Annotated in this window: 20 protein-coding genes and 3 tRNA genes; 7 read left to right on the top strand and 16 right to left on the bottom strand. The window is 45.1% G+C overall.

Going from position 1 to position 25234, the window contains the following annotated elements; all coding sequences use genetic code 11:
* Nucleotides 1–583: 583 nt before the first annotated feature.
* From hflC to orn, 13 genes are all read right to left on the bottom strand, one after another.
* Nucleotides 584–1477 (bottom strand): protease modulator HflC, encoded by an 894-nt coding sequence (hflC, locus tag G3R49_RS02790; RefSeq protein WP_130598470.1) that lies wholly within the window; start codon nt 1475–1477, stop codon nt 584–586.
* A gap of 2 nt (nt 1478–1479) precedes the next feature.
* Complete coding sequence (gene hflK / locus G3R49_RS02785; RefSeq protein ID WP_130598472.1) at nt 1480–2637, bottom strand: FtsH protease activity modulator HflK; 1158 nt, start codon at nt 2635–2637, stop codon at nt 1480–1482.
* Nucleotides 2638–2666: 29 nt separating this feature from the next.
* Nucleotides 2667–3974 carry a ribosome rescue GTPase HflX gene (hflX, locus tag G3R49_RS02780; RefSeq protein ID WP_130598474.1) on the bottom strand — a complete coding sequence of 436 codons (1308 nt, stop codon included), beginning with the start codon at nt 3972–3974 and terminating at the stop codon, nt 2667–2669.
* Between the two features lie 21 nt (nt 3975–3995).
* Entirely contained in the window at nt 3996–4259 is a 264-nt protein-coding gene (hfq, locus tag G3R49_RS02775; RefSeq protein ID WP_130598476.1) for an RNA chaperone Hfq, read from the bottom strand.
* A gap of 78 nt (nt 4260–4337) precedes the next feature.
* On the bottom strand, nt 4338–5264 hold the full coding sequence (miaA, locus tag G3R49_RS02770; RefSeq protein WP_130598478.1) for a tRNA (adenosine(37)-N6)-dimethylallyltransferase MiaA: 927 nt from the start codon (nt 5262–5264) through the stop codon (nt 4338–4340).
* Nucleotides 5254–7254, bottom strand: coding sequence for a DNA mismatch repair endonuclease MutL (gene mutL / locus G3R49_RS02765; RefSeq protein ID WP_167868575.1), 2001 nt, complete (start codon nt 7252–7254; stop codon nt 5254–5256). Before mutL ends, miaA begins: the two co-directional genes overlap by 11 nt.
* Before the next feature lie 3 nt (nt 7255–7257).
* Nucleotides 7258–8583: an N-acetylmuramoyl-L-alanine amidase gene (locus G3R49_RS02760; protein WP_130598482.1), complete on the bottom strand. Its 1326-nt coding sequence runs from the start codon at nt 8581–8583 to the stop codon at nt 7258–7260.
* A gap of 2 nt (nt 8584–8585) precedes the next feature.
* The gene (tsaE, locus tag G3R49_RS02755) at nt 8586–9044 is read right to left on the bottom strand and encodes a tRNA (adenosine(37)-N6)-threonylcarbamoyltransferase complex ATPase subunit type 1 TsaE (RefSeq protein WP_167868574.1); all 459 of its coding nucleotides are present in this window, start codon (nt 9042–9044) and stop codon (nt 8586–8588) included.
* 140 nt (nt 9045–9184) lie between these two features.
* Nucleotides 9185–9640: a hypothetical protein gene (locus tag G3R49_RS02750; RefSeq protein ID WP_130598486.1), complete on the bottom strand. Its 456-nt coding sequence runs from the start codon at nt 9638–9640 to the stop codon at nt 9185–9187.
* Between the two features lie 305 nt (nt 9641–9945).
* Nucleotides 9946–10021: transfer RNA gene (locus G3R49_RS02745), tRNA-Gly, on the bottom strand.
* Between the two features lie 104 nt (nt 10022–10125).
* Nucleotides 10126–10201, bottom strand: a tRNA-Gly gene (locus G3R49_RS02740).
* A gap of 49 nt (nt 10202–10250) precedes the next feature.
* Nucleotides 10251–10326 (bottom strand) — tRNA-Gly (locus G3R49_RS02735).
* 187 nt (nt 10327–10513) lie between these two features.
* Nucleotides 10514–11059 (bottom strand): oligoribonuclease, encoded by a 546-nt coding sequence (orn, locus tag G3R49_RS02730; protein WP_167868573.1) that lies wholly within the window; start codon nt 11057–11059, stop codon nt 10514–10516.
* Nucleotides 11060–11174: 115 nt separating this feature from the next.
* Here orn and rsgA point away from each other — a divergent pair, with 115 nt between their 5' ends.
* From rsgA to G3R49_RS02695, 7 genes are all read left to right on the top strand, one after another.
* Nucleotides 11175–12236: a small ribosomal subunit biogenesis GTPase RsgA gene (rsgA, locus tag G3R49_RS02725; RefSeq protein ID WP_167868572.1), complete on the top strand. Its 1062-nt coding sequence runs from the start codon at nt 11175–11177 to the stop codon at nt 12234–12236.
* Between the two features lie 97 nt (nt 12237–12333).
* Nucleotides 12334–13194 (top strand): archaetidylserine decarboxylase, encoded by an 861-nt coding sequence (gene asd, locus G3R49_RS02720; RefSeq protein WP_167868571.1) that lies wholly within the window; start codon nt 12334–12336, stop codon nt 13192–13194.
* Between the two features lie 25 nt (nt 13195–13219).
* Nucleotides 13220–14098, top strand: a complete 879-nt coding sequence (locus G3R49_RS02715) for a DMT family transporter (RefSeq protein WP_167868570.1) — start codon at nt 13220–13222, stop codon at nt 14096–14098.
* 43 nt (nt 14099–14141) lie between these two features.
* Nucleotides 14142–17348: a mechanosensitive ion channel domain-containing protein gene (locus G3R49_RS02710; protein WP_167868569.1), complete on the top strand. Its 3207-nt coding sequence runs from the start codon at nt 14142–14144 to the stop codon at nt 17346–17348.
* An 11-nt stretch (nt 17349–17359) separates the two neighbouring features.
* On the top strand, nt 17360–18124 hold the full coding sequence (locus G3R49_RS02705) for a glycerophosphodiester phosphodiesterase (protein ID WP_167868568.1): 765 nt from the start codon (nt 17360–17362) through the stop codon (nt 18122–18124).
* Nucleotides 18125–18263: 139 nt separating this feature from the next.
* A complete protein-coding gene (locus tag G3R49_RS02700; RefSeq protein ID WP_167868567.1) occupies nt 18264–19190 on the top strand; it encodes a D-2-hydroxyacid dehydrogenase in 927 nt (308 codons plus the stop codon).
* 378 nt (nt 19191–19568) lie between these two features.
* On the top strand, nt 19569–19760 hold the full coding sequence (locus G3R49_RS02695) for a bacterioferritin-associated ferredoxin (protein WP_130598500.1): 192 nt from the start codon (nt 19569–19571) through the stop codon (nt 19758–19760).
* Between the two features lie 77 nt (nt 19761–19837).
* Here G3R49_RS02695 and parC read toward each other — a convergent pair whose 3' ends face one another.
* The 3 genes from parC to parE form a co-directional block, all read right to left on the bottom strand.
* Nucleotides 19838–22132: a DNA topoisomerase IV subunit A gene (parC, locus tag G3R49_RS02690; protein ID WP_167868566.1), complete on the bottom strand. Its 2295-nt coding sequence runs from the start codon at nt 22130–22132 to the stop codon at nt 19838–19840.
* Entirely contained in the window at nt 22129–23229 is a 1101-nt protein-coding gene (locus G3R49_RS02685; protein ID WP_245335226.1) for a sorbosone dehydrogenase family protein, read from the bottom strand. The genes parC and G3R49_RS02685 overlap by 4 nt, the downstream gene beginning before the upstream one ends.
* An 87-nt stretch (nt 23230–23316) precedes the next feature.
* Nucleotides 23317–25203, bottom strand: a complete 1887-nt coding sequence (parE, locus tag G3R49_RS02680) for a DNA topoisomerase IV subunit B (protein WP_130598506.1) — start codon at nt 25201–25203, stop codon at nt 23317–23319.
* Nucleotides 25204–25234: the final 31 nt, after the last annotated feature.

Raw genomic sequence — 25234 nt, 5'->3', positions numbered from 1 at the left:
GATCATAGTTAAAAGATGTAACTAAGTGGAGGAATTAGCCAAATTTTCTATTTTGCGTCACAAATTCGCCACAACCGCAGCTAAACACGGCATATAACAGAGTTTAATGAATTAGATAACATTCAGATAAAGCGAGGTTTTTTATTATTACACTTGTCTCTAATGTATTTAGACATCGAATGATGATTAAAATTGAGTATTTGCAAACTAACTGCAAATCAAACATCACTATTTGGCCTCAAAGCTTAAATTTTATTCAAGACAAGTCACCATTGATGAGAGAGTCGACCTTACACACGAATTAACTGTGTAGCCAACCCAGTACTTTTAATCTCTCTTATGGCGTAAACCATATTGTTTCTAAAGAAGATGGCCTTGTGAAAGAGTCCTGCAAAGGAATCTAGCTTCAGCAGCCGAAACTATAATCTAGCGTGGTGAGCTAGTTATTAACGCTGCCTGTTCTGAAAAGACTAGAAATAGTAAGCAAAGCCTAGTAGATGGCAACCACCTATTTAAGCAACTGATTTAAGGCTACAAACAAAAACGCCCAGCTAGGCTGGGCGTTTTTCAAGTTCATAAAAGACTAATTAGCGCCTTTCATGTCCTTCATGTACTTAAAGAACTCACTATCTGGTTCTAACACCATCACGTCGCCGCTACCTTTAAAGCTCTCTTTATAAGCTTCAAGGCTACGTAGGAAGCCATAGAACTCAGCATCTTGATTGAATGCATCAGCGTAAATCTTAGCTGATTGCGCGTCACCTTCACCGCGAACAGTGAGAGCTTCACGTTCAGCTTCCGCAATCTTAACCGTCACCTGAGCGTCTATGGTCGCTCGGATAATTTCAGCCTGCTCCTGACCTTGCGCACGGTGCTCACGTGCTACAGCTTGACGCTCGGCACGCATACGCTGATAAATACTGCTACTGACATTTGAAGGTAAGTTGATTTGCTTAACACGTACGTCAACCACCTCAACACCGATGTTCTCAGCACTTTCAGATGCATTAGTTAGCGCATCAATTTGTAACTCATCACGCTTACCAGAAACAATCTCTTTAATGGTGCGACGACCAAACTCTGTACGCAAATCGTTATTGATTTTCGCAAGTAGTAAGCTTTCGGCGTTAGCTTTCACACCACCGTTAGTCGATAAGTAATATCTTTCGTAATCCTTAATGCGCCACTTAACATAAGAGTCAACCATCAAGTCTTTCTTTTCAGACGTAACGAAACGGTCAGCTGCGCCATCTAATGTTTGAATACGTGCGTCAAGGTAACGTGGCTTATCAATCACAGGGATTTTGAAGTGTAAGCCAGGTGCAAATACACGCGTGACTTCTTCACCATCAATGACATCTTTGGCAACTTTACCAAATCGAGACACGATTGCTCGCTCACCTTCATTGACCACCATCAAAGAAGAATAACCGACACCAAGTAAAGCAACTAAAATAATTAATCCAAATCTACCCATGATTAACCTCTCCCTTGACGAGCACGCTCTTCACGCGACATACGGCCAGATTGCGGCGTTGTCGAGTAAGACTGCGGCGCAGTGCTAGAACTAGAGTTAACATGGCGCGGCGGCTGCGACTGTTGCTCTGCTTGGTTACTAGATGAAGACTGCATCATCTTATCAAGTGGTAAATACATTAAGTTGCCGTTATTTTTTGCATCAATTAACACTTTATTAGTGTCAGACATGACTTCTTGCATCGCTTCTAAATAAAGACGCTTACGAGTGACCTCTGGAGCCTGTTGATATTCAGGTAGTAGCTTAGAGAATCGTGCGACCTCACCTTCTGCTTCTAGGATAACGCGCTGTTTGTATGCACTTGCTTGTTGCGCCATACGCTCAACGACACCGCGAGACTTAGGTTCAACTTCACGTGCATATGCTTCAGCTTCACGAATAAAGCGTTGTTCATCCTCTTGCGCAGCAATAGCATCATCAAACGCATCTTTAACTTCTTCCGGTGGACGAGCAGGTAGGAAGTTCACATCTTGAATCGTAAGACCTAACTTATATGGCCCAAGGATACGCTCTAACTCACTCCAAGTATCACGACGAATCGCATCACGACCTGTAGTCAGAATGTCATCCATACGATTGTGACCGATCACGTAGCGTAGAGCACTATCAGTTGCTTCTCGCAAACTGGCATTTGCATCAACCGCACTGAACAAGTATTCGTATGGATCAGCGACACTGTACTGAACAACCAGCTCAACTTTCACGACGTTTTCATCTGACGTTAACATGCTGCCGCTTGCAGGAATGGTACGGAAGGTTTGCACGTCAACTGGATAAACTTCATCGATAAACGTTGCTTTCCAGTGCAGACCTGGCCCAACTTGACCAATGTACTCACCAAAGCGCAGGTGAACACCTTTCTCTGCTTCTTTGATAGTGTAAAGGCCAGATAAGCCCCACACGAACAAAGCAATAATGGCAATAACAAGAAGACTCGCGCCATTGAAAGGTAAACCCGATGAAGAGTTACCACCTTTGCCACCAAAGCGTTTTGAAAACTTACGAAATACTTCGTCTAAATCTGGTGGCCCTTGATCGTTGCCACCTTTGTTTCCCCAAGGGTCTTTATCACCCTTATTTCCGGGCTCATTCCAAGCCATTTAGCACTCCAATTGGATGAAAAAAGAGTTTAACCATTAACAGCTGTTTCTGACGGGTCAAAAACAAATGTCGCTAATTCGCCTTCACTCTGCTTAACCAGTCGACGCCAATCGCCGTCTTCTACTCTCACAGTTACGATACAATTACCTAGCTCGTCATACTCTTGTGTTTGTATGGCGTCTAGTCGGTAAAATTGGCCAAGATAATGTCCTGCATTTGCAGGGATTTTTACACTAAACTCATGAATAACTTTGCCGATTAAATCGGTGATTGCTTGTAATAGCAAATCAAAGCCTTGGCGCTTTTGCGCAGAAACCCAAACTCGCTCAGGTTTACCTTCGTCGTCATAATCAACTCTCGGCTCAAAATCTTCGAGTAAATCGATTTTATTACAAACGACTAGCTGGGTAATCTCACCCGCGCCAATTTCACTCAGTACATCTTGCACCTGGTCGAAATTATCCGCCATATTGTCATCTGCGCAATCAACGATATGCAGCAGAATTTCAGCTTGTTGGGTCTCTTGCAACGTTGCTTTAAACGCGGCAACTAAGTCATGAGGTAAATGACGAATGAATCCAACTGTGTCAGCAAGAATCACCTCACCGTCAGGCAAGGCTAACTTACGCAAGGTTGGATCTAACGTCGCAAAAAGCTGATCAGCAGCGTAGACTTCAGACGTCGTCAATGCGTTAAATAGCGTGGATTTCCCCGCGTTGGTATAACCTACTAACGATACTGTTGCTAGCTCACTGCGCTTACGTGAGCGGCGACTCTGCTCACGCTGCTTATCAACTTTTTCAAGGCGGCGATTAATATTCTTTATGCGCCCACGCAATAATCGTCTATCGGTTTCGAGCTGGGTTTCCCCCGGGCCGCGCATACCGATACCACCTTTTTGGCGCTCAAGGTGAGTCCAACCTCTAATCAAGCGAGTCGACATGTGGCGCAATTGCGCTAGCTCCACCTGCAACTTACCTTCATGGGTTCGGGCTCGTTGAGCAAAAATATCTAAAATAAGGGTTGTTCTATCTAAGACTCGGCATTGGCAAATTGCTTCAAGATTACGTTCTTGAGCGGGGCTCAATGCGTGGTTAAAGATAACAACATTTGCTTCCGTTGCAGCGACCATGGCCGCTAGCTCTTCCGTCTTACCTGTGCCTATAAAAAACTTGCGGTCAGGAACACGTCTACTGCCAGTCACAACACCCACTGAGCGAGCACCGGCAGACTCAACTAATAACTGTAATTCAACTATGTCTTCGCGACGTTCTTCGTCGGAAAAGTCGATATGAACAAGTACAGCTGTTTCACCCGCTTCATAACGATCAAACAAAAAGCGTTTTCCTTATTTTACTTACTCAGCACTACCTGCATCATCGCCTGGTGCACCAGCACCTTGATGGTTAGATACATTGAATGGGCGTGCAGGCACGACTGTAGAGATAGCGTGCTTGTAAACCATTTGGCTTACAGTGTTTTTCAAAAGAATGACGAATTGGTCAAATGACTCAACTTGCCCTTGTAACTTGATACCATTAACTAGGTAGATTGAAACTGGTACACGTTCGCGACGCAAAGCGTTCAAAAATGGGTCTTGTAAAGATTGCCCCTTAGCCATTTTTAATTTCCTTTTTATAAAATTATCAATTTATGTTTTATTGTTTAGTTTTAGTATTATACAGCGCACACTATTATGCTAGTGGCATTGACGCATAAGTGTAACTAAATTCCCTTCAGCACCGCTTTCTAACCAATGCAAGTCAGGCCAACCTCTTAGCCATGTTAATTGACGTTTAGCTAATTGCCTAGTTGCAGCGGTTCCTTTTTCGACCATAGTCTTATAGTCGAATTCCCCATCAAGATACTGCCAACACTGGCGGTAACCCACGCAGCGCATTGACGGCATATCTATGTGTAAATCGCCCCGCGCTTTTAACGACTCGACCTCAGCAACAAATCCTTGTTCGAGCATAATGTTAAAACGCTTAGCGATTAATTCATGTAACACTTTTCTATCCGTTGGTGCAATAGCGAATTGCACTACGTCATAAGGTAATGCTGGTGCTTTAGTCTGCGATAACTCGGTTAAGGTTTTCCCAGTAATACGATACACCTCTAACGCGCGTGATAAGCGCTGGGGATCATTTGGATGAATTCGCTCACCCGCAACTGGGTCGATATCGCATAACTCTTGATGTAAAGCTTGCCAGCCAATTGACTCAGCTTGCTTGGTAATCTCCGCGCGAATGGCTTCATCAGCGCTTGGCAGCGGCGATAACCCCTCAAGCAAGGTTTTAAAGTACATCATAGTACCACCAACAAGCAGTGGCGTTTTACCCTTCGCTAAGATGCGCTCAATTTCGGCAATAGCATCTTGGCGAAAATCTGCAGCAGAATAGCTTTCTGCTGGGTCTAAAATATCAATCAATGCATGTGGAGCCTGGGCTATTTCGTCTGCGGTGGGCTTAGCCGAGCCGATATCCATACCTTTGTAAATCAACGCTGAGTCAACTGAGATAATCTCACAGTTATGATGTTTGGCTAGTTCAATTGCGAGTGCAGTTTTCCCCGACGCAGTTGGGCCCATAAGAAAAATGACTTTAGGTTGCGGCTTAGTTGTCACTCGTTTGCTCTTTTAACCATTGCTGCCAAGGCATGACCTTAGCTTGTTGCCAAATAACTTGCTGTTTCTGCTCAGAAAGCTCACATAAAGCTTGCCATTGAGACTGTGGGTTGATGTTAGGCACTTGCATATGCTCAACAATCCACTGACTTAACGCCTCATCTGTTGGTGTTTCGACCATAAACCACTGCAACAGTTCAGGAATGATGTTTGCTAAATGTGCTTCCCTTAGATATTGGGGCACTTTTTTGATAATCAACTGCTGATAGCGAATTGTAACCTCAATTGCCATTTTTCTCAGTAGATTATCTTGATCAGCAATCACCTTTAACCAATCGCTATCTGCGGCTACTGAAGTTGGCATCAATAAAGGTTGGCTCACCAACCCTGTTGGTAGCTTTTCAAGTAACTCGTTTTTTGCCAGCGCCTTAGACACCAAGGTGATATCCAGCAGCAACAATTGCTGCCCGACCACTTTCACCCAGTAACGTTCATCGAGTAAATCAGGCATAGGTTGTAAACCTGTATCTATGCCCGCATCGGTTACCACTTCAGGCGTAGATAGTAACTTGGCGTAGCTCTCTACTGCCCTAGGGTTGATATCCTCATTTTGCCCTCGGTAAGGCGATTGGCTGTAGCTAGATTTATCATGTCGCCCAGGATGCCTAGGTTGCCCGCTAACGCTACTGTCACCATAGTCACTGTTATCAGCATAGCTTGATTGTCTTAAACCAGCCTGAGTCTGCGTATAGCTCTGAGCTGCACCATCCTTGCTCGGAATATGCATTCTGCCGTATTGGCTTTGGCTATTGAAATAACCTGCTTCATGGCTATGTTGGCCGCTATCATTCTGTGGCGACCCGGTTGCTCCACTATGAGTTGCTGCGCTGCTTGGCACAGCTGACACTTGCTCCATGGTGCTTTGCCCAAGCGTTAATCCTGGTACGGATTGACTATCCTGCTTTCTGCTTGAAGGTTGCTGAGTGACAGGCTCCATCGGCATTTGTCCAAGTACAGATTGCAGTGCTTGCAATATGTAATCATGAACATAGCGAGCTTGATGAAAGCGTACTTCATGTTTAGCAGGATGAACGTTTACATCGACCTGATGAGGATCAAGATCCAACTTTAAAATGAACGCGGGGGCAACCTGATAACCATGTTCAGCAAACGCCTGTTTTACAGCATGATTAACTAAACGGTCTCTCACAAGACGCCCATTTACATAGAAGTAATGGGTATCAACTTGCACAGGATCTTGAGGCGACTGAATAAATCCCGACAACTTCAAACCTTCATGCTCACAACTGACTTCTAGCGCCAATTCAGCAAAACGCTTGCCGCTAACCTGCGCAATACGTTGTTGTAACTGGATGTCGGTATTAGCAGGCTTATATTGACGAACACGCTTGCCGTTATGGGTCAAAACAAAATGAATATCGGTACGCGACATCGCTATGCGCTTTAACCACTCGTCAATATGAGTAAACTCTGTCTTGTCACTTTTTAAAAAGCGGCGTCTAGCAGGGGTATTAAAAAATAAATCCGCTACTTCAATCGTAGAGCCTTGTGGATGTGCGGCTGGTACAACTTTTACCGCCATTTGCGAGCCCTCAGCAAAGGCTTGCCAAGCTTCAGTTTGCTCAGCGGTGCGCGAGGTCAAGGTGAGACGAGACACAGAGCTCACACTCGCTAACGCCTCACCGCGAAAACCAAAACTCAAAATAGCTTCAAGATCATCAAGGGTATGTACTTTTGACGTTGCGTGACGAGAAAGTGCGAGATTAAGCTCTTCTTTGGCAATACCGCAGCCATTGTCGCGAATGCGGATCAGCTTACTGCCGCCTTTTTCAATATCAATGTCGACTCTAGTCGCACCAGCATCAAGGCTGTTTTCTACCAGTTCCTTTACGACAGATGCAGGTCGCTCAACCACCTCTCCTGCGGCAATCTGGTTAGCAAGTTGAGGTGGAAGTAATTCAATTGCCATGGTTTACGCTCTTGGGATAACCAGTTTTTGGCCAATACGCAGCATATCTGACTTGAGGTTATTGGCTTTTTTAATACTACTCACACTCACTTGATAACGCTGGGCGATGACAGATAGCGATTCACCACGCTTTACACTGTGTTTGATACTGGTTCGTTTGGCCAACAAAGTACCTGCTGGCGGATGGTTTTGGAAGTATCTCAGCACACCTTTATGAATCGCCTTTGCGACCTTTTCTTGGTGTTTGCCATTGGATAATTTACGCTCTTCACCAGGATTAGAAATAAACCCAGTTTCGACCAAAATTGACGGAATATCTGGCGACTTAAGTACCGCAAACGAAGCCGACTCGGGCCTTTTCTTATGCAAATGAGTGATTTTATCCAGGTCATGTAGTACATCGCCAGCAATCGAGTGACTAATTGCCATCGAGCTGTTCATCGACATATCCAGTAAGGTCATCGCGAGGTACTGCTCCGAGTCAGTATTTTGGATGATCTCGCCAGCACCACCAAGTAGCTCAGAGTGTTTTTCAGTTTGCTCTAACCAACGACCAATCTCACTGTTTGCCCGGCGCATAGACAGCACCCACACAGACGCACCACTTGGTTGCGGCGTGGTAAATGCGTCCGCATGAATGGAGATCAATAAGTCAGCTTTACTGGTACGGGCAAGCTCAGAGCGCTTATTCAAGTTAACAAAATAGTCGCCTGTTCGGGTCATGACCGCCTGCATACCCGCAGTGCTATTAATCATTCGCTCAAGACGTTTTGAAATATCCAGCACAACTGTTTTTTCATAAACGCCAGATGGACCAATAGAGCCTGGGTCTTCGCCGCCATGGCCTGCATCAATGGCAATAATGACATCACGCTCTGAATCGTTAGCGGATTTTCTTACGGTCTTAGATTGAGACGGTGCACTCGATGAGTCTTTTAAATCAACAACTAAGCGGTTGCCGTAAGGCGCGGTTGGCGGCAAGGTAAATAGGTTTGATTGCACAGGCTTATGCAAATCAAGTACGAGGCGAAGCGTACCTTTTTTAGGCGGTTTACTTAAGCGTACACGCTTAATCAGCTTACTGTTATTGGCAAGCTTAGCCAGATCGACTTTTGTGCCAGTATCCTTAATATCTACAACGAGTCTATAAGGTTCGGTCAGTGGAAAGTGACTATAATTAGGCGCATCTTTAAGGTCGAAAACCACACGCGTATTATCGGGTGCAGCCCAAATGCGCACACTGTCGAGCTTATTGGCACTGTTTGCCGCGCTTGAAAGCAGCAGCACACAGCAGGAAACCAGGTAAATAAACAGCCGATAAATCTTCATTATTATTTTAATTTGCTTACCAATTTTTGCCCGAGCTCGGTTGTAGCCTCGATACTAATTTGCCTTTGTTCACCTTTATAACTGATATAAATTTGTAAGTCAGCCTCTGCGATTAACCCACAACCATTTTCTGGCCACTCAACCAAACAGATACTGTTTGGCGTAAAATAGTCACGGATCCCCATAAACTCAAGCTCTTCAGGATCGGCTACGCGGTACAAGTCAAAGTGAAAGACATCGATACCCTTGATTTCATAGGGTTCAACCAGGGCATAAGTCGGGCTCTTGACCGCACCTTGATGACCTAAGTGCTGAATGACTCCACGGCTAAAGGTCGTCTTACCTGCACCGAGGTCACCATTAAGATAAACCGTCAGTGGGGGCGTCATTGCACCAGCCAGCTGTTTACCTAAAGCCACAGTTGCTGCTTCATCTTCTAACAAGGTCACAAATTGAGTCATAGATACCGCTTACTAATAAATTCGAACCGCAGAATATACCAGAAACTCTAGTCATGCTGACATAGCTAGCGTGTAAAAAACTCACAAAAAAGCCAGCATTACGCGCTGGCTTTGGTCTTAAAACGTCTTGAAGCTAATGATTAAATGTCATCCATGCGAATAGTGCTATGCACTAGGCGCTTTTGCTGCGTTTTTGCAACACGCACAATATCAAGCAATGCGCTTTTCACTTCATCTGTCGCACTGCTGTTAGCAGTTTTTTCAACAAGCTCAATCAATCGATTTTCTAGGTCCAAATGTAACTCAAGCACCTGATCTTCAGTCATGTTGGCCGGAAGCGATGTTGTCACGCAGCGTTTTACAAAATCTTCGAACACTATGTCTTTATACCAGGTATCGAGAATTCGGCTCGGTGCATCTTCAATATAACTGATTAAGGTGTCATGAATATGCTGCTCGTGCTGCTGAAAATACTCAAGCATCAGCTTCACTCGTGACGAGTCGGCATTTCGATGCAATCGACCGTATAGCTTACCCATACTAAGGCGGCAATTTGCTACGTATTCTAAAAGTTCACTTAATTGCTGGATGCGCATAATTCACTCCAAGGCTCAATTATAAAAAGGCGTTAGCTAATTATTGTCGAAATTCAGTGAAGTTTATTTGAACAACATCAAACTTTTAAGTGAAAGACTATGGCAGTCACGCTAAGGAGATATGAAGCGAAAAAAGGATACATAAATACAGCTCGAAACCAATACTGCTTTTACTAGAGAGATATGCGAGATAAAGCTCACGTGAAGAAAAGTTGGAACGACCTATGCTTTCGTGAAGAGAGATTCAAACCGATGACCTACATGCCTGATGTCCGGCGTAGTGAAGTTTCTGGGGGGGGGGAATTTGGAGCGACATATCGGGTTCGAACCGATGACCTAAACCTTGGCAAGGTTTCGCTCTACCAACTGAGCTAATGTCGCGTTTTTTTGCTTCAATTATTCACTTGGGCAAGGTTTCGATTTTCCACCTCAACACCAACTGAGCTAATGTCGCGTTTCAAATTGTGCCAAATTCACGGAGAATTTGGAGCGACATATCGGGTTCGAACCGATGACCTAAACCTTGGCAAGGTTTCGCTCTACCAACTGAGCTAATGTCGCATATCAATGTTTATACTCTACTGAAAAGAGTTTCAAATCTAAGAAGATTTGGAGCGACATATCGGGTTCGAACCGATGACCTAAACCTTGGCAAGGTTTCGCTCTACCAACTGAGCTAATGTCGCTTATCTTTGCTTCTATTATTCACTTGGGCAAGGTTTAGATTATCCACCTCAAGACCAACTGAGCTAATGTCGCATTCCATTCATCTTTTTATAGGTACTGCGCAAGTGCATTCCCAAAAGACGAGGCCGAATTATATGTAATATTCAGCCTACTGCAAGTCCTTTTTTTCAATTTCAGCGCGATTGATTAAATATTAAATACTTTCTCGCGATAAAACTGTAATTCAGCGATAGACTCTTTGATGTCTTCGAGAGCTTGGTGGGTATTTTTCTTGCTAAAACCATTCATGGCTTCAGGCTGCCAGCGACGAACTAGCTCTTTAATCGTGCTGACGTCGATGTTGCGGTAGTGGAAGTAGTCTTCTAGCTCTGGCATGTATTTGTTTAAAAAACGGCGATCTTGGCCAATGCTATTACCACACATAGGTGATTTACCTTGTGGGACATAATCTTGTAAGAATGCGATGGTTTGACGGATTGCTTCTTGCTCAGTCACATCGCTGGCTTTAACGCGGTCAATCAAGCCAGATTCACCATGATGTTTTTGGTTCCAGTCATCCATTGCATCTAATACTTCATCTGACTGATGAATCGCTAGTACAGGCCCTTGAGCGATAATATTCAAATCTTGATCTGTCACTAAGGTGGCAATTTCAATAATACGGTCAACTGCAGGCTCCAAACCTGTCATTTCTAAATCGACCCAAATCAAGTTGTTCGCATTCGCAGCCATTAATATGCCTTATGTTCGTCTGTTGCCCTAAATTCAGGCTTTTTTATTAAAGAGGGTGTATCATACTGTGTTTTTGAAACACAAAAAAACACCTTATATTAATGAAGATACGTCTGTGAGTAAAAAGAAACCACTAAGCAAAGGCCAATTAAGACGCATGCGCGATAACCAAAGTAAACGCTTATCGCGAAAAGCAGCCAAAGCCGACACCCCTGAACTTCAAGATAACCTGCTAGGCCCTGAGCAGTCTGGCACCGTTATATCACGCTTTGGACAACACGCCGATATTGAAACGCCAGACGGTATTACCACACGTTGCAACATTCGTCGCAACATTAACAGTTTAGTCACTGGTGACAAAGTTGTCGTGCGACTAGCAACAGAAGTGCAATCAGGCTCGGGTATTGGCGGCGTAATCGAGGCTGTACATCCACGTACATCTTCATTAACCAGACCCGATCTTTATGACGGTGTAAAAATCATTGCAGCGAATATCGACCAGATTTTGATTGTCTCTTCGGTGCTACCAAGCTTTACCACACAAATTATCGATCGCTATTTAGTGGCTTGTGAAGATACCGATATCGCGCCAGTCATCGTACTCAATAAAATAGATTTACTTGACGATGACAACCGCACAGAGGTCGAGCAAGCACTCGATAGATATCGCGCCATTGGCTATCAAGTTTATCAAGTCAGTAGCCATACAGGTGAAGGCATCGAAGAGTTAAAAGCGCTCCTTAGCGATAAAGTCAGCATTTTCGCGGGGCAATCAGGTGTTGGAAAGTCTTCGCTTATCAACGCTTTGATGCCTGATGCCGAATTGCTAGTAGGTGATGTGTCAGACAACTCAGGCCTTGGCCAACATACCACCACAACGGCGAAATTGTTGCACTTTAAAAGCGGCGGAGACTTAATCGACTCGCCAGGCGTACGTGAATTTGCCCTATGGCACTTGCCTGCTGAGCGTGTCGGCTGGTGCTTTATTGAATTTCGCGAGTTTCTTGGTACTTGCAAGTTCAGAGACTGCAAACACGGTGACGACCCTGGGTGCGCCATTCAAGCAGCGTTAAAAGACGGCCATATCACCCAGGACCGTTTTAACAATTATCAGCGTATTATCGCCAGTCTCGACGAGCAGCGTCACGCCCGACACTTTCGTACACTAGACGATTAGATTTATACAAATTTACAACTGACAGGATGTATATTACGCCGACTTAGGTATGATATACGCAAAATTTAACCAACTCGTCGAATAATAGGAACAGACATTGGACTCATTAAAAATTGCTTTGCAATACATTATGCCTAAACATTTTCTATCACGTTTAGTCGGTAAGTTTGCAGCCGCAGAACTAGGCTCAATTACCACTGCGGGTATTAAGTGGTTTATCAAGCAATATAAAATCGACATGTCTGAAGCCGCTCAAAGTGAGCCGCAAGCATACAAAACTTTTAATGACTTCTTCACTCGTGCACTTAAGCCTGGCTTGCGCCCAATTGCTGAGGACGCAAAAATCATGGCTCACCCAGTTGATGGTGCAGTCAGTCAGTTAGGTCCAATTGAAGATGGCAATATCTTCCAAGCTAAGGGTCACTCTTATACCTCACTTGCGCTATTAGGCGGTGATGAACAAGATGCTAAGCGATTTGAAGACGGTGATTTTGCCACTATTTATCTTGCGCCTAAAGATTACCACCGTATTCATATGCCAATTACTGGCACTCTGTCGAAAATGACTTATGTCCCTGGAGATCTATTCTCAGTAAATCCGTTAACCGCGCAAAACGTCCCAGGACTCTTTGCCCGTAACGAGCGCGTCGTTGCTATTTTTGAAACAGAAATCGGTCCAATGGCAATGGTGCTGGTTGGCGCTACGATTGTTGCTAGCATCGAAACTGTTTGGGCAGGCACAGTAACTCCACCAGGTGGCAAGCAAGTGTTTAGTTGGGACTACCCTACAAGCGGCGCTGATGCACTTACACTTGAAAAAGGCGACGAAATGGGCCGCTTTAAACTAGGTAGCACTGTTGTCATGCTTTGGGGCAAAGATGCCATTGATGAGTTTGTTGATGGCGTTGAGCCAGGTGAGACAACTCGCATGGGTCAACCGTTTGCAGAGCTGAACTAATTTACAAAACTAAGCAGTAAAGCTTATGCCTCATTCTCGCCAATATGGCGGCTTAATTGAACTTCATATCGCTGTTCTCATGTTCGGGGGAACAGCGCTATTTTCCAAAATCGTTCCATTATCTGCGGTCGATATAACCTTATTTCGCTGCGTGGTTGCGGCATTTGCACTCGCGGTACTAGTCAAACTCTCTAAGCAGTCATTAAAACTTAACACCCACAAAGACTATGTCGTCGCGATCATCTTAAGCGCATTGGTTTGCAGCCACTGGGTGACTTACTTTGCCGCTATGCAGCTATCGACTGTCGCCATCGGCATGATCGCTTTTTACACCTACCCCGTCATGACAGTGTTAGCCGAACCCTTTTTTACCAAGCAAAAACTGCAAGTTGTAGATGTGATTTCTAGCATTGCTGTTTTAATTGGTGTCAGCTTGCTAATCCCAGAAGCAAGCCTAGACAATGATGTTACCTTAGGTGTTTTGGTTGGCGTGTTATCGGCAGCCCTATTTACCGCGCGAAATATCATGCATAAGCAGTATTTTGCCGAGTACGGCGGCGCTAAGGCTATGTTTTACCAGACCTTAATTGCGGCCTGCTTGCTACTACCATGGCAACAAGTAAGCTTTGATGAAGTGGGTAACACTACTTGGATCATGTTGCTAGTGTTAGGGGTATTTTTCACCGCAGCGCCCCATGCATTGTTCGCTCAAGCGCTAAGACAACTGCAGGCTAAAACGGTCAGTTTAGTGTCTTGTTTACAACCCTGTTACGGTGCACTCTTTGCTTTTATCATTTTGGGCGAAGATGTATCACTCAACACCTTTATCGGTGGCAGTATCATTGTTGCTACAGCCGTGTTTGAAACCTTGCAACATAAGCAAAAAAATAAGGCAAAATCATAGATTTTTGGCTACCATAAGCCCATGATGACTTGGGCTTTTTACTATGCCACTACTTACTCGTATTATTTGCGTTTGCATCCTATTTTTTTCTCTCGTTTTTGAGTTAAATGCCAACACGCCGTTGCCACTTAACAACCGCCTCGGTTTGCCCGCAACATCGCCAGCTCAAGAAGATAATATCCAAACTAAAATTGCTCTTATTCAGCAGGAAATCCAACGTGAGCTTGATGAGCAACAAGCATACAAGGCAATTATTAGCGACGCAGAGCAAGCCCAAACCCGGCTAGCGCAACAAATCGCAGCAAGTAAGCAAAAGCTGAAAATTGCCGCCAATGTCGACCTTGAGCAACAATCGTCAATGGCATATGCCTTGTTATCAGAGCTTAAACAAAGCGAGCTTGATGTCAGCAAGCGCTACCAAAGGCTGCAGCAAGAGCGCAAACAGCTTCCTGAATTAGTAGCAGAAGCTCAAAACTCCCTATCACAACACCTACGAGCGCCTCAGGCGCCTAATGACACACCACTGGGTGAAAAGTACCAACTACAGGCTAATTTACTCACTCAGCACCTAGATACACTGCAAGCGCAGCTTAAAGCCAACCCAGTTCAGATTAAGCTAAACCAACTGAATCAGCAGTTGCTTCGAGCTTCGCTTAAGCAGCAAGAGGCCTTGATTGAAGAGTTAAATCAGGCGATCAGCATTAAGCGCCAAACCGAAACCGACTTGGCCATTGCCAGTAATTTAGGGCGATCTTACTACCAAGATGCGGTATCTCAAGCATTAAATAGCACTAATCAAGATTATGCTCTGCAGCTTAAGCAACTAGCCAAAGATATTAATAGTGCGATATCTGAACAAGAACTCATAGAGAAGCGTTATCAGTCACAATCATTGCAATTAAGTAATGTAAAAGAGCAAGTCACCTGGGTAAAAACCAATGCAGCATTTGGCGAACGCTTCTTAGCAATTTTGCAATCACTGCCTAAGCCACCCAATCTAGCGCAGCTACAAAATCACATGGCCGACGCAAGGCTGCAACGTTATCAGTTTGAACAAGCTCAAATTACCTTAGAAAACCGATTACTTGAGCAGTCAAAATATAGCGATGAGCAATGGAAATTATTACAAGCGCAGCAATCACTGCTTGGGCAACTAAACAAGGCTAATGAGCAATATCTTAATGAGTTAGCCAAACTACGTGTTGCCTATGAGCAACTTAACCAGGTACATAACACCTTAAAAACCACGCTCAATGAGCACCTATTTTGGGTACCGAATGCTCCAAGTGTTGGCACAATTTGGCTCACAAATGTTGTTAAGAGTATTGAATGGCTAACGCAAGCAGAACAATGGCAACAGCTTAAGCAAGCCTGGCAGCAGCATAATTACCTGTGGGCATCTTGGGTGATACTACTGATTTTGAGCCTAATGGCACAAGACATGCTCACACCTAAGTTTAATCGTCTCAACTTAAGGTACACAGGCTATGTAGGCAACGTGTCGCAAGACAAGTTCAAATACACCATTAAAACCTTAGTGGCGACCTTTGCCTATGCTGCAATTAAGCCGCTACCTGTATTAATTGCTGGCGCCATTCTTTACAGCTCGAAACATAACTTTGTCTACGCTCTAGGTTTTGGCCTACTCGCGATTGGTATTAACTACTTTATTTTTCGATTTATCTACCTGCTATCGGCTGAAAATGGTGTGCTGATAAAACACTTCAGACGACCAAGTGAAGCAATATTAGCAATGCAACGTAAGGTGCTGCATTTCGCCCTGTTAACCACGCCCTTGATGGGACTCGTTGGCTTCACCGAAATGCTAGACACCTCATTTGTGCGCACTAGCCTTGGCCGCGGCGCATTTATTGTTCTATGCGTCATCTTATTTGACTTCTATAAGAGCGTGTTCTTGTTTGCAGGCTCCAACCTTGAAAATCACCCACGTAAGCAAAACATGCGCTTACTACAAAAGCTGTTGTGGCTATTTATTATCAGCGTACCTGTGGTGAGTGGATTCTTGGCAGCGATTGGCTACTACTTCACCTCCGTGCAATTACTTATGCAATTACAAGTTTCTATTGTGCTGGGTTTAAGCTTTTTGTTGTTATACCAACTAATCAAACGTTGGATGCTCATCGAACAACGCTTAATTGCATTTGATCGTGCGAAAGCTAAGCGTGCTGAACAGCTTGCTCAGCGTGAACGAGGTGAAGACAATAACGAACCGATTGAAAACTATGAAGAACCGGTAATTGACTTGGATACTATTGCTAGTCAATCGATTCGCCTGGTGCGTTCACTATTAACACTGGCGTTTATTGCTTGTCTTATCGCCCTACTATCACACACTCATACCGCGCTGTTATCGTTCTTAGATGGCATTACATTGTGGAGTACCAGCTCTAGTGTCAACGGCATCGAACAGCAAGTGCCAATCACCTTAAAATCTTTACTAGTTGGTATGGTGTTGGCTGGTTTTTCATTGATGATAGCCAAGAACCTGCCCGGCCTGCTTGAGTTAACCATTTTGCAGCGTCTAGACCTGTCACCAGGTACGGGCTTTGCTATAACGACTGTCAGTAGCTATATCGTTATCTTTTTAGGCTTGATCATTGGCTTTTCTAGCCTTGGGCTTGAATGGTCGAAACTGCAATGGTTGATTGCAGCACTGTCTGTTGGTTTGGGTTTTGGATTACAGGAAATCTTTGCCAACTTCATCTCGGGCTTGATTATCCTATTCGAGAAGCCGATTCGTATCGGTGATACCGTCACCATTAGAAACCTCACAGGTACAGTGACCAAAATTGAAATTCGTGCCACCACAATTGTCGACTGGGATCGTAAAGAAATCATTGTGCCAAACAAGGCGTTTATCACTGAGCAGTTAGTAAACTGGTCGCTGTCAGATCCAATAACCCGTGTGATTGTTAAAGTGGCAGTGGCTAGAGATGCAGACCCAACTAAAGTTGAGATGCTGCTGCATCAAGCCGTACGCGAATGTGAGCTGTCACTCACCATACCTGAACCAGAAGTTTGGTTTGCAGGTTTTGGTCAGCATACCCAAGATTATGAAGTGCGCTCTTACGCTAAAGACATGGATGCACGTTGGCCGCTACGGCACAGCCTTCACAAGCAGATAAGCAAAAAACTGAAGGAGAACCAAGTTGAGTTGGCTTACCCACAAATGGAAATTCATTTGAGTAATAATCAAGGGCGCGAGGCATCAAGCCTAATTAAAGTTTAGAAGGAATTATCATGTTGGTTTTTGCTCACCGCGGCGCTAGCGGCTACCAAGCGGAAAACACGCTTGCAGCAATGCAAATGGCATTAGACCTCAGTGTGACTGCCATCGAAATTGACGTGCATAACGTCGAAGGTGAGCTATATGTGTTCCACGACCGTAGACTAGAAAATAAATCTGACGGCTTTGGCCCAATCCATTTAGCAACCAAAGCTGAACTCGCTCAGTTACATATTCTTGGTGAGCCAATCCCTACCCTGTGGCAAGTGCTAGAATTAATTAATGGCCGCTGTATGGTTAATATTGAGCTCAAAGGCTGCTTCTCTATTGCGCCGTTCATGGACTTGTACCCTCGCATATTTGATGAGTTAAATTTTACCCACCGGCAAGTCCTAGTGTCATCGTTTAACCACCACTATTTGGCAACACTCAAAAGTGAATATGGACAAGCGTATGTTGCACCGTTAGTTGATGGTGTGCCGCTTAATCTTGCTCAAGCAGCTAGTGACTTAAATGCCTACTCAATCAATCTTTCTATCAACTTTGTCAACCAAGCAATGATTGAAGATGCCCATCAACGCGGCGTAAAAGTATTTGTGTACACGGTAGATGAAGCCGACGACATTCGCGCCCTGCATCATTTTGGCGTCGATGGCATTTTCAGTAATTACCCTGATAAGGCCCAAGCTGTAGTTGACTCATTAGTTATGCAGACTGACGATGGGCAAGCATCGCATTTTCATCATCACGAAGACCAATTACCCCACTGGTTCGAGTAACACGCGTTAGCTGAAATCGCCACCGATAGTTGTAAATCTAGCGAATTGTACTTTTTTGCCTTATTTAGCAACAAAAGGTCAGTATAATCCTTATGATTTCTTATACTTATGATATGTACTGACTAAAAGTGGTTGGCCTATGAGCAACAAATTACTATTACTGACTCGCGAGAATGAGCAATATCGTCAGCTTATAGAAAGTTGTAACTTACCCGAGCTCACTATTTTAGGTGACTCTCCTAACAGCATATTGGAAGCCAATATTTGGTTTGCTGAACCAGCACTCGCCCTGCCACTGTTAGGACATGCCAATGAGCTAAGATGGATGCAGTCGACATTTGCGGGTGTCGATAAACTCATGGGCAAACGCCAGCGCAAAGACTATCAACTCACCAATGTAAAAGGTATATTCGGCCCGCTCATGAGTGAGTATGTGTTTGGTTACTTACTTTCTCACCAGCGTCAACACGACTTATACCAGCTACAACAGCAGCAAAAACTGTGGCTGCCTACAAGCTTTAAGTCACTGCAAGGGCAAAATCTGCTGCTGTTGGGTACAGGCTCAATTGCCCAGCATATCGCCGTTACCGCCAAACACTTTGGTATGACAGTCACTGGCATAAACCGCCAAGGACGCCAAGTACCTGGTTTTGATTGTGTAGATACCTTAGCCCATCTAGACAGGCACCTAGTAATAGCCGATGCAATAGTAAGCGTACTACCAAGCACCACCGAAACCGCAGGCACACTCAATAGACATGCTTTAACTCAGCTGAAGCACGACGCTGTACTATTCAATATTGGTCGTGGTGATGTATTGGATTTAAACGAATTGACGGTTCTGTTAGATCAACGCCCACAAATGCGGGCGATATTAGATGTGTTTAATCAGGAGCCGCTACCTAGTGAGCACCCTATTTGGGAATGCCAAAATGCGGTGATCACGCCACATATCGCAGCGCCAAGCTTTCCAGAGCAAGTTGTCGAAGTGTTCAGCCAAAACTATCAGAATTGGCTCAGCCAAAAGCCGTTAGATTACGTGGTTGAATTTGAGCGAGGCTACTAACGCACTCTTAGCTATAGCGGCTAGCCTTTTTGTTCGTAACTCCGTTTGTTGCTATTAGCCGCAGAAGCTTAGGTTTGCTATCAAGCCGCCAGAGGTCTCAGCAAATCAGTCAATCAGTTAACCTTTGGCGGCGACTAAATTTCACTGATGAATACCTGTACTCTAACTCGCTAGATCTCAATCACAGCAATAGTTTGAGCGAGATCGCGTTTATCTATAACCCAGATAAAAACAAATTATCTCGATATGTTCCAAAAAGTTATTAGCAATGAGAACAGTTTTCATTTACAATTTCATCATTCATTAGAGGTTGCATAATTGCTAAACCTTAACCACCTAAAGCGTGGTAATTAGAACCTAGATGTAAATGAGGCCAATATGTACGTTTGTCTTTGCCATGCCATTACTGATAACCAAATCAAAGAAGCTGTGAGTCAGGGCGACATGACATTAGCGGATGTAAAGAAACGCTTAGGTGTAGCAAACCAATGTGGCAAATGTGCGCGCATGGCAAATCAAATCATTCAAACTCAATTAGACTTAGAGCCTAACTTCTACGAAGTCGCCTAGCTTGGTTTAAACCTCACTCTAATACACAAAAAAATACCACCGCGAAGGTGGTATTTTTGTTTGTGCAAGCTTGAACACTAAGACTCTGTAGCCTCGCCTTCAATAGGCTCAATAGCATTGCCAGTTTCAACCTCAATTGAATCGACTCGCTGTAAGCCACGTGGCAGTTTAGCGCCTCGGCGGCCACGTTCACCCCGATAGTGCTCTAAATCGCTCGCTTTCAGCGTCAGCTTACGTTTACCTGCCCACAAGGTCACTGCGGCATTTTCCGGCACAATCGCGATGTGCAGTAGCAGCTCTTCGCGGTTCTTAGCACGCTCACTTGGAATGCCAATAATCTTATTGCCTTTACCCTTAGATAGTTGCGGCAGCGCATCTAGGGTAAACATCAACATCCGCCCTTCGCTGGTAACAGCAAGCAGTGACTGATTATCGACCTTAGCTAACGGCTGAGGCTGCAGCGACTGCGCATTAGCTGGCAGACTTAATAGTGCTTTACCCGCCTTGTTACGGCTGACCATGTCTTTATAAGCGCAAATGAAGCCATAACCCGCATCAGACGCAACAAGGTAGCGCTGATCATCGGCGCCAAGCAGCACATGGCGTATGCTTTCGCCCCCCGCAATATTAAAGCGAGTGGTAATAGGCTCCCCCTGACTACGGGCAGATGGCAACGTATGAGTATCAGTAGCAAATGCCCGCCCCGATGTATCAATAAATACTGACGGTTGATTACTGCGACCGCTAGCGCTGCATAAATACTTATCACCAGACTTGTAGTTTAAGCCTTCGGCATCAACATCATGACCTTTAGCACAACGCACCCAGCCTTTTTCTGATAGCACAACAGTCACAGCTTCAGCAGGTGTTAACTCTTGCTCAGTTAGCGCTTTAGACTCACTGCGCTCCACGATTGGTGAGCGGCGCTCATCACCGTAGGTTTCACCGTCTTTAATGAGCTCTTTCTTCACCAGTGTTTTCAAGCGGCGCTCTGAACTTAATGTCAGTTGCAGCTTGTCACGCTCTGCAGCAAGTTCTTCTTGCTCGGCGCGAATTTTCACTTCTTCTAACTTGGCAAGGTGACGCAGCTTTAGCTCTAAAATCGCTTCTGCTTGTTTTTCCGATAAGTTAAAGCGCGACATCAATTCGGCTTTTGGCTCATCGTGGAAACGAATAATTTCAATCACTTCATCGATATTCAAAAACGCGATCATTAACGCATCAAGAATATGTAAGCGAGCTAACACTTTGTCTAGGCGGAATTGCAGCCTGCGAGTGACCGTAGCAATACGATACGTTAACCACTCAGTTAACAGTGTTTTTAAACCCTTAACCTGTGGGCGACCATCGAGACCAAGCACATTTAAGTTAACCCGGTAGCTCTTTTCCAGGTCAGTCGTGGCGAATAAGTGTGCCATTAATTGCTCGCAATCGACGCGATTTGAGCGCGGTACAATAACAACCCGGACTGGGTTTTCATGGTCTGACTCATCGCGCAGATCTGACACCATTGGCAGCTTTTTAGCCTGCATTTGCGCGGCAATCTGCTCTAGCACTTTACCGCAACCCACTTGGTGTGGCAGAGCGGAAATCACCACTTCGCCATTCTCAACGGTGTAGGTTGCACGCATTTTCAGCGACCCGCGACCAGTTTCGTAGATTTTGGCAATATCTTTACTTGGGGTAATTATCTCTGCAGAAGTTGGATAATCAGGTGCAGGCACAAACTCCATCAAACGCTCGAGATCCGCTTTTGGGTTTTCAAGCAGCTCAACACAGGCAGAGACCAGCTCTTTGGCATTGTGCGGTGGGATATCCGTTGCCATACCTACAGCAATACCGGTAATACCATTAAGCAAAATATGGGGCAATCGTGCCGGCAACGTTATCGGCTCTTTCATGGTGCCGTCAAAGTTTACGCCCCACTCCACAGTACCCTGACCAAGCTCTGACAGTAACACTTCAGAAAACTTCGACAGCCTTGCTTCGGTATAACGCATTGCCGCAAATGATTTAGGGTCATCTGGGGCACCCCAGTTACCTTGACCATCAACCAATGGATAACGATAAGAAAACGGCTGCGCCATCAACACCATGGCTTCGTAACAAGCATTATCACCGTGAGGATGGTATTTACCTAATACGTCACCTACTGTACGCGCTGATTTCTTGTGTTTAGATTGCGCCGATAAGCCTAGCTCGCTCATGGCGTAAATAATGCGTCGTTGCACGGGTTTTAAACCGTCACCAATATGCGGTAAGGCGCGGTCCATGATTACGTACATCGAATAATTAAGATAAGCCTCTTCGGTAAAGCGCCTAATCGGCATTTGCTCTACGCCATCAAGGCTTAGCTCGATCGCATCACTCATTGTGCTGATTCCTGTGATTGTTCAGAATTTTTGTAATATAAACGGTAAATATTGCCTTTCAGATCATCTGAAATATACATGGCACCATCTGGCGCAGTTAGGATGTCAAAAGGCCTAGCAACGGGGAATTCGCCGTCAAGAAAGCTCACGACAGTTTCGCGACTAGACTTGCCATTTTGTGCACTCATCATCACGATTTGATAGCCGATTTTACTTGAGCGGTTCCATGAGCCATTTTCAGCAACAAACATTTGCTGATGATAGCGCTGCGGGAATTGAGTACCTGTGTAAAAGTGCAGCCCTTTTGGGCTGACATGTGCAGGTAGCTCATATTCAGGTAATACAATGTTTAAATTTCTTGGTTTGATATAAGCAGGCTCTTCAACCGACTTGGCATGCAAGTAGGGAAAACCAAAGTGGCTGCCTTTAGTATCAACGCGGTTAATTTCATCCGGTGGCAGGTTATCACCCATCCAATTGCGACCGGAGTCAGCAAACCACAGCTTATTATCAACTGGAGACCAGTCAAAGCCTGTTACAGAGCGAATACCTACGGCGACCTGCTCGCTGTTACCTGAGTCCAAATCAATGGCAATGATACTGCCAAATGGTGCCTGCGCTTCACACACATTACATGGTGCGCCAATCGACAAATATAAACGCCCATCTGGGCCAAAACGCATGGCACGGGTATGCTTTTTATCGAGCTCAGGTAGGTTAGAAAACACTTCTTTAGCGCGGCCAGGACGGCGCAGGCGCGTTTCGATATTGGCAAAGCGCACAATACGGTCTTCTTCTGTGGCGTACAGGTGGCCGTCTTTAAACGCGATGGCCTCTGGGTAGTCCATGCCTTTAGCGATTAAATAGCGTTTATCGACCTTGCCGTCACCATTGCCATCTTCAAGAGCATAAATGGTGCCCTTCTTTTTAGAACCAACAAACAACGTTCCTTTATCACCGATGGCCATCTGCTTTACATCACCTAAATCGGATGCGAACAGCGTGATACCAAAGCCTTTTGTCACCGTGATGGTCATAGAGTCGGCATACGCATACTGCGATGCACTCAATCCCACGACGGCAACAGAAAAACTCATACACAAGCCTTTCAGTCCATTGCGAAAGACGTTGAGCAAACGATGATGTCTTTTGGTTTTTATTGTCATCATACTGCCATTAGCCAACTATATTTGGGCCAAATCCCCTTTACTTTCTAACCAACTTTTCCTGTCAGATGAACGCTTCTTAGCGAGCAACATATCCATAATTGCCAGCGTTTCTTCAGCATCATCTATAGTTAATTGCACCAAGCGGCGCGTGTTTGGGTCCATAGTGGTTTCACGCAATTGCAGCGGGTTCATCTCACCTAGACCTTTGAATCGTGTTACCTGCACCTTGCCTTTTTTCTTCTCAGCAACAATGCGATCTAAAATGCCGGTTTTTTCGTCCTCATCAAGGGCGTAAAACACTTCTTTACCTATGTCGATACGAAACAATGGCGGCATAGCAATATAAACATGACCCTTTTCCACAAGCACGCGATAGTGCTTTAGGAACAAGGCGCATAGCAAGGTCGCAATATGTAGTCCGTCTGAGTCCGCATCGGCAAGAATACAAATTTTTCCATAACGCAGCTCGTCGATTTTATCACTATCTGGGTCGCAGCCAATTGCCACAGAAATATCGTGCACTTCTTGAGAAGCAAGCACTTGCCCGGCGTCAACTTCCCAAGTGTTAAGAATTTTACCACGCAGCGGCATAATGGCCTGAAACTCGCGGTCACGTGCTTGCTTAGCACTGCCGCCTGCCGAGTCACCCTCAACTAAAAACAGTTCCCCACGCATTGGGTCCTGACCGCTACAGTCAGTCAATTTACCTGGCAGAGCAGGCCCAGAGGTGACCTTCTTACGCGCGACCTTTTTAGCCGCTTTAAGGCGCTTTTGCGCATTACTGATACATAGCTCAGCTAGCTGCTGCGCCAGCTCAGTGTTGGAGTTTAGCCATAGTGAAAACGCATCACGTACGATGCCAGATACAAAGGCTGAGCTTTGACGGCTTGAGAGCTTTTCTTTGGTTTGCCCAGCAAACTGTGGGTCTTGCATCTTGATTGATAAAATAAATGCGGCGCGATCCCAGATATCTTCTGGCGATAGTTTAATGCCACGCGGCATTAGATTGCGAAATTCACAAAATTCGCGCATCGACTCAAGTAAGCCTTGGCGGAAACCGTTAACATGGGTGCCACCAAGCGGTGTTGGAATCAGGTTTACATAACTCTCATTGAGGCTTTCACCGCCTTCAGGTAACCAGGTAATCGCCCAATCAGCGGCTTCTAGCTCACCTTTAAAGCTACCGATAAACGGTTCTTGAGGTAGCATTTCTGAGCCTTTCACCGCTTCTTTTAAATAATCGGGTAGACCGCTCTCATAGTGCCACTCTTGGCTTTCACCCGTTTGCTTGTTGGTGAACTTAATCTTAAGCCCTGGGCAAAGTACTGCTTTTGCACGCAGCAGATAAACTAGCTTAGTTAATGAGAAGTTAGCTGAGTCAAAATAGCTGGCATCAGGCCAAAAATGTACTCGCGTGCCTGTGTTACGGCGCCCACAAGTGCCGACAACTTCAAGCTCTTCGACTTTAAAGCCATCTTCAAACGCCATTTGATAAACCTGTGCATTACGGCGCACAGTGACCTCAACACGGGTCGACAACGCGTTAACTACCGAGATACCCACACCGTGCAGGCCACCGGAGAATTGGTAGTTTTTATTGGAAAACTTACCACCAGCATGCAGCTTGGTCAGAATAAGCTCTACGCCGGGAATACCTTCTTCTGGATGAATATCCACTGGCATACCACGACCATCATCAATCACTTCTAACGAGTTATCTTTATGAAGGATCACTTCGATTTTTGATGCGTGCCCCGCTAACGCTTCATCGACACTGTTGTCGATAACCTCTTGGCCGAGGTGGTTTGGTCTGGTGGTATCTGTGTACATGCCAGGGCGGCGTTTTACAGGATCAAGTCCATTAAGGACTTCAATAGCATCAGAAGTATATTGGTTGGTCATAGTCCACACATTTTATTGGCAGCGTTAACAT

The organism is Shewanella sp. WXL01 (genome assembly GCF_012263345.1).
GTDB lineage: Bacteria > Pseudomonadota > Gammaproteobacteria > Enterobacterales > Shewanellaceae > Shewanella > Shewanella maritima.
The sequence above is the reverse complement of the archived record's forward strand: the minus strand, read 5'-3'. Positions and strand labels throughout refer to the sequence as shown.

Bases quoted from the DNA above. Each gene is read 5' to 3' on its own strand.
- hflC (WP_130598470.1), bottom strand. From the start codon at position 1,477: ATGGGTAGATTTGGATTAATTATTTTAGTTGCTTTACTTGGTGTCGGT.
- hflK (WP_130598472.1), bottom strand. From the start codon at position 2,637: ATGGCTTGGAATGAGCCCGGAAATAAGGGTGATAAAGACCCTTGGGGA.
- hfq (WP_130598476.1), bottom strand. From the start codon at position 4,259: ATGGCTAAGGGGCAATCTTTACAAGACCCATTTTTGAACGCTTTGCGT.
- mutL (WP_167868575.1), bottom strand. From the start codon at position 7,254: ATGGCAATTGAATTACTTCCACCTCAACTTGCTAACCAGATTGCCGCA.
- G3R49_RS02760 (WP_130598482.1), bottom strand. From the start codon at position 8,583: ATGAAGATTTATCGGCTGTTTATTTACCTGGTTTCCTGCTGTGTGCTG.
- tsaE (WP_167868574.1), bottom strand. From the start codon at position 9,044: ATGACTCAATTTGTGACCTTGTTAGAAGATGAAGCAGCAACTGTGGCT.
- G3R49_RS02750 (WP_130598486.1), bottom strand. From the start codon at position 9,640: ATGCGCATCCAGCAATTAAGTGAACTTTTAGAATACGTAGCAAATTGC.
- orn (WP_167868573.1), bottom strand. From the start codon at position 11,059: ATGGCTGCGAATGCGAACAACTTGATTTGGGTCGATTTAGAAATGACA.
- G3R49_RS02715 (WP_167868570.1), top strand. From the start codon at position 13,220: ATGCCTCATTCTCGCCAATATGGCGGCTTAATTGAACTTCATATCGCT.
- G3R49_RS02710 (WP_167868569.1), top strand. From the start codon at position 14,142: ATGCCACTACTTACTCGTATTATTTGCGTTTGCATCCTATTTTTTTCT.
- G3R49_RS02705 (WP_167868568.1), top strand. From the start codon at position 17,360: ATGTTGGTTTTTGCTCACCGCGGCGCTAGCGGCTACCAAGCGGAAAAC.
- G3R49_RS02700 (WP_167868567.1), top strand. From the start codon at position 18,264: ATGAGCAACAAATTACTATTACTGACTCGCGAGAATGAGCAATATCGT.
- G3R49_RS02695 (WP_130598500.1), top strand. From the start codon at position 19,569: ATGTACGTTTGTCTTTGCCATGCCATTACTGATAACCAAATCAAAGAA.
- parC (WP_167868566.1), bottom strand. From the start codon at position 22,132: ATGAGTGATGCGATCGAGCTAAGCCTTGATGGCGTAGAGCAAATGCCG.
- G3R49_RS02685 (WP_245335226.1), bottom strand. From the start codon at position 23,229: ATGAGTTTTTCTGTTGCCGTCGTGGGATTGAGTGCATCGCAGTATGCG.
- parE (WP_130598506.1), bottom strand. From the start codon at position 25,203: ATGACCAACCAATATACTTCTGATGCTATTGAAGTCCTTAATGGACTT.